Consider the following 13,345-nt stretch of genomic DNA (forward strand, 5'->3'; position numbering starts at 1 on the left):
ACGTGTGCATGCGAATGTCCGACCGTGCTGTCCGCGTGTCACCCCTCCTGACCTCGCGCCGTCACATCGACCTCGGCCGTCACTCCAGCGCCATCTGTCGCACCGCCTGAGGCACTGTCCACACCACGGGCCGCTCCGCCCACCCCTTGAGATCACTCACCACGTGCAGCCGTGCCCGTACACGCCTGTACGCACCTTTCTGATCACCCAGCTTCCGAGAGGACACCTCCGTGTCTGCCGCCAGACCGCTCACCACCCTGCGCAACGTCGCCGTCATCGCGGCGCTCCCCCTTCTGCTCGCTTCGTGCGGCTACGGCTCCGAGACCACGACGACCGACGAGAAGAAGGTGGCCGCCGAGGGCGCGAAGCTCTCCGCGGACACGGTCCGGCTCGGCTACTTCCCGAACCTGACCCACGCCACCGCCCTGGTGGGCGACCAGGAAGGCATCCTCCAGAAGGAACTCGGCGGCACCCAGCTGAAGGTCTCCACCTTCAACGCGGGCCCCTCCGAGATCGAGGCCCTGAACGCCGACTCCATCGACATCGGCTTCATCGGCCCCTCCCCCGCCATCAACGGCTACACCAAGTCCAAGGGCAAGAACCTCCGCATCATCGCCGGCTCCGCCTCCGGCGGCGTGAAGCTGGTCGTCAACCCGGCCAAGATCAAGACCCTGGACGACATCAAGGGCAAGCGGATCGCGACCCCGCAGCTCGGCAACACCCAGGACGTCGCCTTCCTCAACTGGATCTCCGAGAAGGGCTGGAAGGTCGACGCCCAGAGCGGCAAGGGCGACGTCTCCGTCCTGCGTACGGACAACAAGGTGACCCCGGACGCCTACAAGTCCGGTTCCATCGACGGCGCCTGGGTCCCCGAGCCGACCGCCTCCAAGCTGGTCAGCGAGGGCGCCAAGGTCCTCCTCGACGAGTCGACCCTGTGGCCCGACAAGAAGTTCGTGATCACGAACATCATCGTGTCGCAGAAGTTCCTCACCGAGCACCCCGACGTCGTCGAGGCCGTCCTGCGGGGGTCCACCAAGACCAACGAGTGGATCAACGCCAACCCGGACAAGGCCAAGGCCTCGGCCAACGCCAAGCTCAAGGAGCACACGGGCAAGCCGCTGGGCGCCCAGGTCATCGACGCCGCCTGGCCGTCCATCCAGTTCACCGACGACCCGCTGGCCACGACGCTCCAGGCCCAGGCCGACCACGCCGTCAAGGCCGGACTTCTCAAGCAGCCCAACCTCGACGGCATCTACGACCTGCGCCCCCTGAACAAGATCCTCAAGGCCGCGGGCAAGCCCGAGATCGGTGATGCCGGGCTCGGCACCAAGTAGGTCGTCGAGGTAGCTCGACGGAGATCGCCGTAGGTCGATCATCCAGGACCCTGTGCGCCACACGGAACCCTTTCCGTGTGGCGCACCAGTCGTTTTCGGCCTTCCTCGCGGGCTTCACTGGCCTGGAAGGAGTGGCCGAGCGGCTGGGGAGACATGGACCTGAACACCGTGACCGAGGTGCGCGACGCCCGGCGCCGTGAGCCCTGGCGGGCGGGTGACGCATGGCTGGGCGGGGGTACGTACCTGTTCTCCGAGCCGCAGCCGCACCTGCGCCGCCTCGTCGATCTGAGCCGCATGGGCTGGGAGCCGCTCACGCTCAGGACGGACGGCTCGCTGGAGATCGCGGCCACCTGCACGATCGCCCAACTCTCCCGATTCGGCCGGTCGTTCGGCGCCCGGGCGGCTCCGCTGATCGAGCAGTGCTGCCGGGCGTTCCTCGCCTCGTTCAAGATCTGGAACATGGCGACCGTCGGCGGGAACCTGTGCAACGCGCTGCCGGCCGGGCCGATGATCTCGCTGACCGCCGCCCTCGACGGGGAGTGCCTGCTCCAGTCGCAGGCCGGGACGGTGCGCCGGGTGAAGGTCGCGGACTTCGTCACCGGCGCGGGCCGCAAGGACCTCGCCGAGGGCGAGCTGCTGCGCTCGGTCACCCTGCCGGCCCGCGCGCTCGCCTCCCGTACCGCGTACCGGCAGGCCTCGCTCTACGGGCTCGGCCGCTCGGGCGCCCTGGTCATCGGGGCGCTCGACCCGGTGGACGGCTCGCTGGCGGTGACGATCAGCGCGGCGACCGTACGGCCGTTCCGCCTCTGGTTCCCGCTGCCGCCTGACCGGGAGGAGCTGCGCCGGGCGGTCGAGGCCGCCGTCGGCGCGGACGACTGGTTCGACGACATCCACGGCCTGCCCGAGTGGCGGCGGCACATGGGCTTCCGCCTCGCCGAGGAGGTCCGCCGCGAACTGGCGGCCCCGGCCATCGCGACGACCGGCGCCCCGACCACCGCCCCGACCACCGCACCGCCGCTCCCGGAGGGGGACCGATGACGTACGAGATCGAGATCAACCGGCGCACCTTCGACGAGGAGCCCCGCGCCGGCCAGTGCCTGCGCACCTACCTCCGCGAGCGCGGCTGGTTCGGGGTGAAGAAGGGATGCGACGCGGGCGACTGCGGCGCCTGCACGGTCCACGTCGACGGGGAGCCCGTGCACAGCTGCCTCTATCCCGCCGTGCGGGCCGAGGGCCGCTCCGTCACCACTGTCGAGGGCCTCGCCTCCCCCGAGGGTGAACTCCACCCGGTGCAGCGGAAGTTCCTCGACGCGCAGGGCTTCCAGTGCGGGTTCTGCACCGCCGGGTTCCTGATGACCACCGCCGCCCTGGACGAGGAGCAGCTGACCGACCTGCCCCGCGCGTTCAAGGGCAACATCTGCCGCTGCACGGGCTATCGGGCCATCGAGGACGCCGTGCGCGGTGTGCGGCACACCGAACGCCCCTGCGCGGGGAAGGCCGTGGGTCAGAACCTCGGCGCGCCCGCCGGGCCGCTCGTCGTCACCGGCACCGCCCGCTACACCTTCGACGTCGAGGTCCCCGGGCTGCTGCACATGAAGCTGCTGCGCTCCCCGCACCCGCACGCCCGGATCGTCTCGATCGACACCGCCGCGGCGCTGCGCGTCCCCGGCGTCCACGCCGTCCTCACCCACGAGGACGCCCCGGCCACCCTGTACTCCAGCGCCCGGCACGAGCACCCCACCGAGGACCCCGACGACACCCGGGTCCTCGACGACACCGTGCGGTTCGTCGGGCAGCGGGTCGCGGCCGTGATCGCGGACAGCGAGCAGGCGGCCGAGGAGGGCTGCCGACGCATCGAGGTGGTGTACGAGCAACTCCCGTACGTCACCGACCCCGAGGCCGCGATGGCGCCCGGCGCGCCCGCGCTCCACGGCGACAAGGGGCCCGAGGCGCGGATCGCGCGCGCCGCCGAGAACGTGGCGGGCGAGGTGCACGGCGAGATCGGCGACGTCGTGACGGGGTTCGCGGAGGCGGACGTCGTGTACGAGGAGACCTTCCGCACCCAGCGCGTCCAGCACGCAAGCCTTGAGACCCACGGCTGTGTGGCGTACTTCGAGCCGAAGGAGGACGGCACGGGTGAGCGGCTCACCGTCCGTTCCTCCACCCAGACCCCGTTCCTGACGCGGCGCGCCCTCTGCGCCCTGTACGGCCTGCCCGAGGACGAGGTCCGGGTCGTCGCGGGCCGGGTGGGCGGCGGCTTCGGCGGCAAGCAGGAGATGCTGACGGAGGACATCGTCGCGCTGGCCGCGCTGAAGCTGCGCCGGCCGGTGAAGCTGGAGTACACCCGGGCCGAGCAGTTCTACGGCGCGACCACGCGCCACCCCTTCACCATCCGTATCAAGGTCGGGGCGCGCGCCGACGGCACGCTGACCGCCGTGCAGATGCGGGTCGTGTCCAACACGGGCGCGTACGGCAACCACGGCCCGGCCGTCATGTTCCACAGCGTGGGCGAGTCGTTCGCCGTCTACCGCGCCCCGCACAAGAAGGTCGACGCGTTCTCCGTGTACACGAACGTGGTCCCGGCGGGCGCCTTCCGCGGGTACGGCCTCGGCCAGGTCACGTTCGCCGTGGAGTCGGTGATGGACGAGCTGGCCCGGCTGCTCGGCATGGACCCGCTGGCCTTCCGGGAGAAGAACATCATCGGCCCCGGGGAGGGCATGCACAGCCCGATCGGCGAGGAGGAGGACCTGCACATCGCCTCGTACGGGCTCGACCAGTGCCTGGCGGTGGTCCGCACGGCCCTCGCCGAGGACACCAGCCACCGCGACGCGCCCGAGGGCTGGCTCGTCGGCCAGGGCACGGCCATGGCGATGATCGCGACCGGCCCTCCGGGCGGCCACTACGCCGACGCCCGCGTCTCCCTGCTCGCGGACGGTACGTACGACATCGCCGTCGGCACCGCCGAGTTCGGCAACGGCACGACCACCGTCCACAAGCAGATCACCGCGGGGGCGCTGAACACCACCGAGGACCGCATCGCGATCCGGCAGTCCGACACCGACGTCGTACGGCACGACACGGGCGCCTTCGGCTCGGCCGGCACCGTCGTCGCCGGCAAGGCGGTCCTGCTGGCCGCGACCTCGCTCGCCGAACGGTTGCGGACGTTCGCCGCCCGGCACACGGGGGTGGCCCGGCACCTGTGCGTGCTCGGGGCCGAGGCCTTCGACTGCGCGGGCCGGACGGTGACCCTCAAGGAGCTGTACGAGGCGGCGCACGCGAGCGGCGCCGTCGACGAGATCCGGGCGGACGGCCACTGGGGCGGGTCCCCGCGGTCGGTCGCGTTCAACGCCCAGTGGTTCCGGATCGCCGTCGACCCGGACACGGGCGAGATCCGCATCCTGCGCAGCGTCCACTCCGCCGACGCGGGCAAGGTGATGAACCCGATGCAGTGCCGGGGCCAGGTCGAGGGCGGTGTCGCCCAGGCGCTGGGCGCGACCCTCTTCGAGAACGTCCGGGTCGACGAGCGGGGCGAGGTGACCACGGCGGCGTTCCGCCGGTACCGGCTGCCGCAGTATGCCGACGTCCCGCGGACCGAGGTCCACTTCACCGAGACGACGGACGCGATCGGCCCGCTCGGCGCCAAGTCGATGAGCGAGAGCCCGTTCAATCCGGTCGCCCCCGCCTTCGCCAACGCGCTGCGCGACGCCACGGGCATCCGCTTCACCGAGATGCCGGTCACCCGGGACCGCGTGTGGCGGGCGATCCACGACCGGCGCCTTGGCACATGAACCTGGAAGGTGCGTAGGTCCGTCTCGTATCAACCTCACAATCGCACGAGAAAGGACCGTATTCGCATCGCAGACGCGGTTCGCAGGACGGAGGGCCGGGTACCAGTGGGCGCAGTCGCCGCACCGCCCGTCCCGACGTCCTGAGGGGAAGCCGATGAGCGCTGGGTCCTTCGACCTCTACGGAGAGGTGGCCCGCCCGGTCACGCTGACCGTCGCGGACCTGCGCCGGGGCTGGGAGCAGCACCGGGCCGAGGTCGTCTTCGACTGCGCGACCGACGGGGCCCGGCACCACACCTTCGAGGGGCCCCTGCTGCGCGAGGTGGTCAGCGGCACCCGGCCCGGCTTCGACCCGGCGCGCCGCAAGGACCGGTCCCGCTTCCTTCTCGCGGTGAGCGGCGGCGACGGCCATCACACGGTGCTGTCCTGGGCGGAGATCGACGCGGACTTCGGCGACGCGCCCATGCTCCTCGCGACGCGGATGGACGACGCCGACCTCGACGAGGCGGGCACCCAGCTCGTCGTCCCGTCCGACCGCTGCGGCGCGCGGTACGTGAGCGCCGTGAAGCGGATCTGGGTCGGCACGTGCCGACCGCCGGCCGACATGGAGACCTGAACCGCTCTACGGTGTCGCCCATGCAGTCCTACACCATCGGGCAGGCAGCCCGTCTTCTGGGCGTGAGCCCCGACACCGCGCGACGCTGGGCCGACGCCGGCCGCGTCCCGACCCTCCGCGACGACAGCGGCCGCCGGCTGATCGACGGCCGTGACCTGGCCGCCTTCTCCGTGGAGCTCGCCCAGGGCGGGGGCGAGGACGACGCGTCCTACACCTCCGCCCGCAACGCCTTCCCCGGCATCGTCACGGCGATCAAGCTCGGCGACATCGCGGCCCAGGTCACCATCCAGGCCGGCCCGCACCGGCTGGTCTCCCTCCTCACCCGCGAGGCCGTGGAAGAGCTGGGCCTCGAAGTCGGCATGCAGGCCACCGCCCGCGTGAAGTCGACCAGCGTGCACATCGACCGCACCTGAGACCCGCCGCTCCCCTGGCCACTGGCGCCCATGGCACTGAGTGTGTTTTGCTGAGGGTACTCAGTGCCACAAGCCTTAGGGGAGCTCACCATCATGGGCAAGGACTTCGACCTGTATCGCCTGTCGGAGGAGCACGAGATGCTCCGGGAGACGGTCCGCGCGCTGGCGGAGGCGAAGATCACGCCGTTCGCGGCCGCGGTCGACGAGGAGGCCCGGTTCCCGCGCGAGGCGCTGGAGGCACTCGTCGCGGCGGACCTGCACGCGGTGCACGTGCCGGAGACGTACGGCGGCGCGGGCGCGGACGCGCTGGCGACGGTGATCGTGATCGAGGAGGTCGCCCGCGCGTGCGGCTCGTCCTCGCTGATCCCCGCGGTCAACAAGCTGGGCTCCCTGCCGGTGATCCTGTCGGGCTCGGAGGAGCTGAAGAAGACCTACCTCGGCCCGCTGGCGCGCGGCGAGGCGATGTTCTCCTACTGCCTGTCGGAGCCGGACGCCGGTTCGGACGCGGCCGGGATGAAGACCCGCGCGGTCCGTGACGGCGACACCTGGGTCCTCAACGGCGTGAAGCGGTGGATCACCAACGCCGGCGAGTCGGAGTTCTACACGGTGATGGCCGTCACCGACCCCGAGAAGCGCTCCAAGGGCATCTCCGCGTTCGTGGTGGAGAAGGGCGACGAGGGCGTCTCCTTCGGCGCGCCCGAGAAGAAGCTCGGCATCAAGGGCTCCCCGACCCGCGAGGTCTACCTCGACAACGTCCGCATCCCCGCCTCGCGGATGATCGGCGCCGAGGGCACCGGGTTCGCCACCGCGATGAAGACCCTGGACCACACCCGTATCACCATCGCCGCGCAGGCCCTCGGCATCGCGCAGGGCGCGCTGGACTACGCCAAGGGCTACGTCCAGGAGCGCAAGCAGTTCGGCAAGCCGATCGCCGACTTCCAGGGCGTGCAGTTCATGCTCGCGGACATGGCGATGAAGCTCGAGGCCGCCCGCCAGCTCACCTACGCCGCCGCCGCGAAGAGCGAGCGGGTGGAGGGCGACCTGACGTTCTTCGGCGCGGCCGCGAAGTGCTTCGCCTCCGACGTCGCGATGGAGGTCACCACCGACGCCGTCCAGCTCCTCGGCGGCTACGGCTACACCCGTGACTACCCGGTCGAGCGCATGATGCGCGACGCCAAGATCACCCAGATCTACGAGGGCACCAACCAGGTCCAGCGCATCGTCATGGCCCGCAACCTCCCGTAAGCACCCGCCACTTGAAAGGAGCCAGGCCGTGACCCTGAGGATCGCTGTCTGTGTGAAGTACGTTCCCGACGCGACCGGTGACCGCGGTTTCGCCGACGACCTGACGGTCGACCGCGACGAGGTCGACGGGCTGCTGTCGGAGCTGGACGAGTACGCCGTCGAGCAGGCGCTGCGCATCTCCGAGGAGTCCGACGACGCCGAGGTCACCGTCGTCACCGTCGGCCCGGACGACGCCAAGGACGCGCTCCGCAAGGCGCTGTCGATGGGCGCCGACAAGGCCGTCCACGTCAACGACGACGACATCCACGGCACCGACGTCATCGGCACCTCCGCCATCCTCGCCAAGGCCCTGGAGAAGACCGGTTTCGACCTGGTCATCTGCGGCATGGCGTCGACGGACGGCACGATGGGCGTGCTGCCGGCGCTGCTCGCCGAGCGGCTGAGCCTGCCCCAGGTCACCCTGCTCTCCGAGGTGTCCGTCGACGGCGGCACGGTCAAGGGCCGCCGGGACGGCGACGCCGCCACCGAGCTCCTCGAGGCCCCGTTGCCCGCCGTCGTCTCGGTCACCGACCAGTCCGGCGAGGCCCGTTACCCCTCCTTCAAGGGGATCATGGCCGCCAAGAAGAAGCCGGTCGAGGAGCTGGACCTGGACGACCTCGGCATCGACGCCGACGAGGTCGGCCTCGCCGGGTCCTGGACCCTGGTCGAGTCGGCCGCGGCGCGCCCGGCGCGTACCGCGGGCACGATCGTCACCGACGAGGGCGACGGCGGCAAGCAGCTCGCCGCGTTCCTCGCCACCCAGAAGTTCATCTGATCCACCGTCACTATCGTTCAGGAGCAAGGAATCATGGCTGAGATCCTGGTTCTCGTGGACCACGCCGACGGTGCGGTCCGCAAGCCGGCGCTCGAACTGCTCACGCTGGCCCGCCGGATCGGCGAGCCGACGGCCGTCGTGCTCGGCGCCGGCGAGGCCGCCGCGTCGATCGCCGCCACCGCCGGCGAGTACGGCGCCGCGACCGTGTACGTCGCGGACGGCGCGGAGTTCACCGATCAGCTCGTCGTGCCGAAGGTCGACGCGCTCACCCAGCTCGCGAAGGACAAGGGCGTCGCCGCCGTCCTCGTGACCTCCTCGGGCGAGGGCAAGGAGATCGCCGCGCGCGTCGCCCTGCGCCTCGGCTCGGGTCTGATCACCGACGCCGTCGAGCTGGAGGCCGGTGACGAGGGCCCGGTCGCGACCCAGTCCGTCTTCGCCGCCTCGTACTCGGTGAAGTCGCGGGTCTCGCACGGCGTGCCGGTCATCACCGTCAAGCCCAACTCCGCCGCCCCGGAGGCCGCCCCGGCCGCCGGTACGGTCGAGAACGTCACCGTCGCCTTCACCGGCAACGCCGCCACGGTCGTCTCGCGCACCCCGCGCGTCTCCACCGGCCGCCCCGAGCTGACCGAGTCCGCGATCGTGGTCTCCGGCGGTCGCGGTGTCGGCGCGGCCGAGGGCTTCGCGGTCGTCGAGAAGCTCGCGGACTCCCTCGGTGCGGCGGTCGGCGCCTCGCGCGCCGCGGTCGACGCCGGCTGGTACCCGCACTCCAACCAGGTGGGCCAGACCGGCAAGCAGGTCTCGCCGCAGCTGTACATCGCAGCGGGCATCTCCGGCGCGATCCAGCACCGGGCGGGCATGCAGACCTCGAAGACGATCGTGGCCGTCAACAAGGACGCGGAGGCCCCGATCTTCGATCTGGTGGACTACGGCGTGGTCGGCGACCTCTTCGAGGTCCTGCCGCAGCTGACCGACGAGATCGGCGCGCGCTAGCGGCACCAGGGGCACTCCCCCGTCGAACGGAAGCGGCCCGGTGGCACTCTGTGCCACCGGGCCGCTTCCGTCTTGTTCTGGCGCGCGGTTCAGATCCAGCCGTCCAGGGGGACCTCCTCGCAGAGCCGGACGACCGGCTCGTGCCCCGGGACCTCGGTGAGGGCGGAGAGCCTGACGCGGACGCCGGGGCGTACCGCGTGGGGCGGTCCGTCGACCCGGCACCGGACGACGAAGCCCTCGGCCATGTGCACCGGCCACAGGTCGTTGTCGGCCGCGGCGACCCCACGGCGTACGGAGATCACTCCCTCGCCCTCGCTGCGTTCGGGCGCGAGGTCGGTCGACCCGCAGGTCGGACAGAGCAGGCGCTGGAAGGTCGTCGTCTGGCACCAGCGGCAGAGCTGGTAGTAGAGCTCGGCGCCGTCGGCCGACTCCTCGGCCCGGACGGCGGCGCTCCCGCTCCTCGATGCTACGGACCCGGTGTGGAACACGATGCGTTCTCCTTGCACTCGGCGGCTCGACCGTGCATGGAGCAAAGATATGGCACTGAGTGCCATCAAATAAAGACCTCAGTTCCCTCAATTGAAGATACTGAGATCCCCCTGAGATGCTCTCGAAACCCTCAGCCCTCGCCGAGGCTCGACTCCACCTCGCGCACCACCCGCCACATCGGCGTGGATCGCTTGGTGATCACCACCACGACATCCTCGGCGTCCTCGCCCGGGCCGCCGGCGCCGCCCTCGCCCGGCTCGCCGCTCCAGGTGGCACGGACGAGGTCCAGGGCCCGGTCCACCTCGGCCAGCGGGTCGCCCTCGCCGCCGGAGCGCAGCCAGTGGCGCAGCGCGTGGTTGTGGGCCGCGACCACGGAGGCGGCGACCACGTTGGCCCGCAGGGTGCCGTCGCGCCGGTCGGCCCAGCGGGTCCGCAGATAGTCGCCGAGGGTCTTCTCGTACCGCCAGACGACCGAGAGTTCGTACGTCCGCAGGCCCGTCACCTCGCGGGTGAGGCGGTAGCGCTGGACGGAGAAGGTGGGGTTCTCGGCGTACATCCGCATGACCAGGCGGGTGGCGTCGCAGATCCTGACCAGCGGGTCGTCGGTGTCGGCGCTCGCGGCGAGGAACTCGGTCATGTCGGCGAGGCTCTGCTCGTGGTCGGGGAAGACCACGTCCTCCTTCGACGGGAAGTACCGGAAGAAGGACCGCCGGCCGACCCCGGCGAGGGTCACGATGTCGTCGACGGTGGTCTGCTCGTACCCGCGCTCCAGGAAGAGCTGGAAGGCCGCGGCGATGAGGGAGTCCCGCATCGCGGGCTTCGTGGAGTTCGTCGAGGCTGTTCCCATGGCCCGAACCTAACATCCGGAACGCGAGGGCACGGCACTTGGTGCCAGCCAAATCCGGCACCAAGTGCTCTCAGCGGCGGTACGGGAGGGTCAGCGTGCCGCCATCCGCAGGGCGCCGTCCATCCGGATGGTCTCGCCGTTGAGGTAGTCGTGCTCGGCGACCATCGTGACGAGCCGGGCGTACTCCTCGGGGCGGGCGAGCCGCTGCGGGAAGGTGACGCTCGCGGCGAGCCCGGCGCGGATCTCCTCGCTGAATCCGGCCATCATCGGGGTGTCGACGATGCCGGGCGCGATGGTGACGACCCGGATGCCGAACTGGGCGAGGTCACGGGCGGCCGTGACGGTCATCCCGGCGACGCCGGCCTTGGAGGCGGCGTACGCGATCTGGCCGACCTGGCCCTCGAAGGCGGCGATCGAGGCGGTGTTGACGACGAGCCCCCGCTGGCCGTGCTCGTCCGGCTCCCGCTGGGCGATGACCTCGGCGGCGAGGCGCATCACGTTGAAGGTGCCGAGCAGGTTGACGTTCAGGACCGCACGGAACAGGTCGAGGTCGTGCGGGCCCTTGCGGCCCAGGACGCGGGCGGAGGGGGCGATGCCCGCGCAGTTGACGGCGAGCCGCAGCTCCGCGCCGTCGGCCTCGATCCGGGCGAGCGCCTCGCGGACCGGCGCCTCCTCGGTGACGTCGGCCGCGAGCAGCGTGACGCCCTCGGGCAGCGGCCCGGCCGCCGCGACGGCCTTGTCCAGGTCCAGGCCGTAGACGGTGGCGCCGCGGGCGGCGAGCGCGGCTGCGGTGGCGGCGCCGAGACCGGAAGCGGCGCCGGTGACGAGCGCGGCGGAGCCGGCGATGTCCATGGAACTCCTCGAAACGTCAGCGGGAACGGTGAGCGGGAAGCGGGGTGTCAGCGGGCGAGCCCGCGGCTGATGACCAGCCGCTGGATCTGGTTCGTGCCCTCGAAGATCTGCATGATCTTGGCCTCGCGCATGTAGCGCTCGACCGGGAAGTCGCGGGTGTATCCGTACCCGCCGAGGACCTGGACGGCGTCCGTGGTCACCTTCATGGCCGCGTCGGTGGCGGTCAGCTTCGCCACGCTGGCCTGGCGGCTGAACGGCCGGCCGAGGTCGCGGCGGCGGGCCGCGTCGAGGTACGTGGCGCGGGCGGAGTCGACGGCGGCGGCCATGTCGGCGAGCAGGAAGCCGAGCCCCTGGTGGTCGACGATCTTCCGGCCGAAGGTGGTGCGCTCGTTGGCGTAGTCGACGGCGGCGTCCAGCGCGGCCTGGGCGAGGCCCGTGGCGCAGGCGGCGATGCCGAGGCGGCCGGAGTCGAGCGCGCTGAAGGCGATCTGGAGCCCCTGGCCCTCGTCACCGATGAGCCGGTCGGCGTCGAGGAGCGCGCCGTCCCAGTGGGCGGAGGTGGTCGGGACGGCCTGGAGGCCCATCTTCCGCTCGGGCTTGCCGAAGGAGAGGCCCTCGGTCTCGCCGGGGGCGAGGAAGCAGGAGATGCCGTGGGAGCCGGGGGCGGTACGGGCGAAGAGCGCGTAGAAGCCGGCCTTGCCGCCGTGGGTGATCCACGCCTTGGTGCCGGTGACGCGGTACGCGGCGCCGTTCGGGCCGTCGTCCACGCGCTCGGCCTTGCAGGAGAGGGCGGCCGCGTCGGAGCCCGCCTGGGGCTCGGAGAGGCTGTAGCCGCCGATGGTCTCGCCGGCGAGCATCGCGGGGAGCCAGCGCTCCTTCTGCTCGGCGGTGCCGAAGGAGTGCAGGGGGTGGCAGGCGAGCGTATGGACGCTGGTGGCGACGGCGACGGCCGCCCAGCGGGCCGCCAGCTCCTCCAGGACCTGCAGGTACACCTCGTACGGCTGGCCTCCCCCGCCGAACTCCTCGGGGTAGGCGAGGCCGAGCAGTCCGGCCCGGCCGAGCGTGGTGAACAGGCCTTCGGGGTACGTCTCGGCGGCCTCGTGCTCGTCCACGCGGGAAGAGAGCTCCTTGTCGGCGATCTCCCGCGTCAGGGCGATGAGGTCCGCTGCCTCGGGGGTGGGAAGCAGGCGGTCGACATCCATGGCGACTCCAGTGACACTCGGCCGCCGGCACCGGCGTAACGGTACTGTGGGCGGTACGGCAGTACCGCTTAGCGTAGCGCAGAAGGGTTCCGCCGTAACCCCCCGAACGGGTCGGCCTGCATACTGTTCAAGTGATCGACACTTCCGCCGCCGGCGCCCCCAAGCTGACGGGCCGCGGCGCGGCCCGCCGGTCCGCCCTGTTCGAGGAGCTGGTGGCCCTGCTGGTCGGCGAGGGCTTCGCCCAGCTGACCCTGGACGATCTCGCGGCCCGGCTGCGCTGCTCCAAGCGCACGCTCTACGGCCTGGCGGACAGCAAGGAGCAGCTCGTCCGGGCCGCCGTGGTCCACTTCTTCCGGCGCGCGACGACCCGGGTCGAGGCGGTCCTCGCGGCGGAGCAGGACCCGGCCGAGCGGCTTGCCGCCTATCTGCGCGCGGTCGCGGCCGAACTGGCCCCGGTCTCCCCGCAGTTCTTCGACGACGTGGCCGCCTTCGAACCGGCCGCCGAGGTCTACGAGCGCAACACCCGCGCGGCGGCAGGGCGGGTGCAGCAGCTGATCGAGGAGGGCGTGCGCGCGGGGGTCTTCCGCGAGGTCCACGTCTCCTTCGCGGCCGACGTCATCGCGTCGGTCATGGTCCGCATCCAGCGCCGCCAGGTCGCCGCGGCGACCGGCCTCGCGGACGCGGAGGCGTACGGACAGCTGGCGGAGCTCCTCCTCCACGGCCTGCGCAAGAGCTGAGGCGGGCCCCGCCCGCCGGTA

14 protein-coding genes are annotated in these 13,345 nt (G+C 71.5%); 10 read left to right on the forward strand and 4 right to left on the reverse strand.

The genetic code is table 11. The features are described from left to right. Positions 1 to 14 precede the first annotated feature (14 nt). The 9 genes from ACWCO8_RS02665 (at position 15) to ACWCO8_RS02705 (ending at position 9,197) form a co-directional block, all read left to right on the forward strand. Positions 15 to 110, forward strand: a complete 96-nt coding sequence (locus ACWCO8_RS02665; protein ID WP_451030578.1) for a putative leader peptide — start codon at positions 15 to 17, stop codon at positions 108 to 110. A gap of 120 nt (positions 111 to 230) precedes the next feature. Continuing rightward, positions 231 to 1,334, forward strand: a complete 1,104-nt coding sequence (locus ACWCO8_RS02670) for an aliphatic sulfonate ABC transporter substrate-binding protein (RefSeq protein ID WP_451030579.1) — start codon at positions 231 to 233, stop codon at positions 1,332 to 1,334. A gap of 153 nt (positions 1,335 to 1,487) precedes the next feature. Continuing rightward, a complete protein-coding gene (locus ACWCO8_RS02675; RefSeq protein ID WP_451030580.1) occupies positions 1,488 to 2,372 on the forward strand; it encodes an FAD binding domain-containing protein in 885 nt (294 codons plus the stop codon). Then, the gene (locus ACWCO8_RS02680; RefSeq protein WP_451030581.1) at positions 2,369 to 5,122 is read left to right on the forward strand and encodes a molybdopterin-dependent oxidoreductase; all 2,754 of its coding nucleotides are present in this window, start codon (positions 2,369 to 2,371) and stop codon (positions 5,120 to 5,122) included. Before ACWCO8_RS02675 ends, ACWCO8_RS02680 begins: the two co-directional genes overlap by 4 nt. Before the next feature lie 154 nt (positions 5,123 to 5,276). Beyond that, positions 5,277 to 5,735: a molybdopterin-dependent oxidoreductase gene (locus ACWCO8_RS02685; protein WP_451030582.1), complete on the forward strand. Its 459-nt coding sequence runs from the start codon at positions 5,277 to 5,279 to the stop codon at positions 5,733 to 5,735. A 20-nt stretch (positions 5,736 to 5,755) separates the two neighbouring features. Next, on the forward strand, positions 5,756 to 6,148 hold the full coding sequence (locus tag ACWCO8_RS02690; protein WP_362012479.1) for a TOBE domain-containing protein: 393 nt from the start codon (positions 5,756 to 5,758) through the stop codon (positions 6,146 to 6,148). Positions 6,149 to 6,241: 93 nt separating this feature from the next. Next, positions 6,242 to 7,393 carry an acyl-CoA dehydrogenase family protein gene (locus ACWCO8_RS02695; RefSeq protein WP_362012926.1) on the forward strand — a complete coding sequence of 384 codons (1,152 nt, stop codon included), beginning with the start codon at positions 6,242 to 6,244 and terminating at the stop codon, positions 7,391 to 7,393. A gap of 28 nt (positions 7,394 to 7,421) precedes the next feature. Further along, complete coding sequence (locus tag ACWCO8_RS02700) at positions 7,422 to 8,207, forward strand: electron transfer flavoprotein subunit beta/FixA family protein (RefSeq protein ID WP_451030583.1); 786 nt, start codon at positions 7,422 to 7,424, stop codon at positions 8,205 to 8,207. Between the two features lie 33 nt (positions 8,208 to 8,240). After that, positions 8,241 to 9,197 carry an electron transfer flavoprotein subunit alpha/FixB family protein gene (locus ACWCO8_RS02705; RefSeq protein ID WP_362012473.1) on the forward strand — a complete coding sequence of 319 codons (957 nt, stop codon included), beginning with the start codon at positions 8,241 to 8,243 and terminating at the stop codon, positions 9,195 to 9,197. 89 nt (positions 9,198 to 9,286) lie between these two features. Here the strand turns inward: ACWCO8_RS02705 and ACWCO8_RS02710 are convergent, their stop codons facing one another. The 4 genes from ACWCO8_RS02710 to ACWCO8_RS02725 all read right to left on the reverse strand — a co-directional run bounded on the left by ACWCO8_RS02710 (position 9,287) and on the right by ACWCO8_RS02725 (position 12,587). Further along, entirely contained in the window at positions 9,287 to 9,685 is a 399-nt protein-coding gene (locus ACWCO8_RS02710; protein WP_362017432.1) for a zinc ribbon domain-containing protein, read from the reverse strand. A gap of 131 nt (positions 9,686 to 9,816) precedes the next feature. Then, the gene (locus tag ACWCO8_RS02715) at positions 9,817 to 10,533 is read right to left on the reverse strand and encodes a TetR family transcriptional regulator (protein ID WP_451030584.1); all 717 of its coding nucleotides are present in this window, start codon (positions 10,531 to 10,533) and stop codon (positions 9,817 to 9,819) included. 90 nt (positions 10,534 to 10,623) lie between these two features. Then, positions 10,624 to 11,385: an SDR family NAD(P)-dependent oxidoreductase gene (locus ACWCO8_RS02720; protein ID WP_451030585.1), complete on the reverse strand. Its 762-nt coding sequence runs from the start codon at positions 11,383 to 11,385 to the stop codon at positions 10,624 to 10,626. Positions 11,386 to 11,432: 47 nt separating this feature from the next. Next, positions 11,433 to 12,587 carry an acyl-CoA dehydrogenase family protein gene (locus tag ACWCO8_RS02725; RefSeq protein WP_362017426.1) on the reverse strand — a complete coding sequence of 385 codons (1,155 nt, stop codon included), beginning with the start codon at positions 12,585 to 12,587 and terminating at the stop codon, positions 11,433 to 11,435. Positions 12,588 to 12,718: 131 nt separating this feature from the next. On the opposite strand from ACWCO8_RS02725, the gene ACWCO8_RS02730 reads away from it, so the two are divergent. Then, positions 12,719 to 13,324: a TetR/AcrR family transcriptional regulator gene (locus ACWCO8_RS02730; RefSeq protein WP_451030586.1), complete on the forward strand. Its 606-nt coding sequence runs from the start codon at positions 12,719 to 12,721 to the stop codon at positions 13,322 to 13,324. The last annotated feature ends 21 nt before the right edge of the window (positions 13,325 to 13,345 follow it).

This window comes from Streptomyces sp. NPDC001927, assembly GCF_053594455.1.

Bases quoted from the DNA above. Each gene is read 5' to 3' on its own strand.
- ACWCO8_RS02715 (WP_451030584.1), bottom strand. From the start codon at position 10,533: ATGGGAACAGCCTCGACGAACTCCACGAAGCCCGCGATGCGGGACTCC.
- ACWCO8_RS02725 (WP_362017426.1), bottom strand. From the start codon at position 12,587: ATGGATGTCGACCGCCTGCTTCCCACCCCCGAGGCAGCGGACCTCATC.
- ACWCO8_RS02720 (WP_451030585.1), bottom strand. From the start codon at position 11,385: ATGGACATCGCCGGCTCCGCCGCGCTCGTCACCGGCGCCGCTTCCGGT.
- ACWCO8_RS02675 (WP_451030580.1), top strand. From the start codon at position 1,488: ATGGACCTGAACACCGTGACCGAGGTGCGCGACGCCCGGCGCCGTGAG.
- ACWCO8_RS02690 (WP_362012479.1), top strand. From the start codon at position 5,756: ATGCAGTCCTACACCATCGGGCAGGCAGCCCGTCTTCTGGGCGTGAGC.
- ACWCO8_RS02695 (WP_362012926.1), top strand. From the start codon at position 6,242: ATGGGCAAGGACTTCGACCTGTATCGCCTGTCGGAGGAGCACGAGATG.
- ACWCO8_RS02685 (WP_451030582.1), top strand. From the start codon at position 5,277: ATGAGCGCTGGGTCCTTCGACCTCTACGGAGAGGTGGCCCGCCCGGTC.
- ACWCO8_RS02680 (WP_451030581.1), top strand. From the start codon at position 2,369: ATGACGTACGAGATCGAGATCAACCGGCGCACCTTCGACGAGGAGCCC.
- ACWCO8_RS02665 (WP_451030578.1), top strand. From the start codon at position 15: ATGTCCGACCGTGCTGTCCGCGTGTCACCCCTCCTGACCTCGCGCCGT.
- ACWCO8_RS02705 (WP_362012473.1), top strand. From the start codon at position 8,241: ATGGCTGAGATCCTGGTTCTCGTGGACCACGCCGACGGTGCGGTCCGC.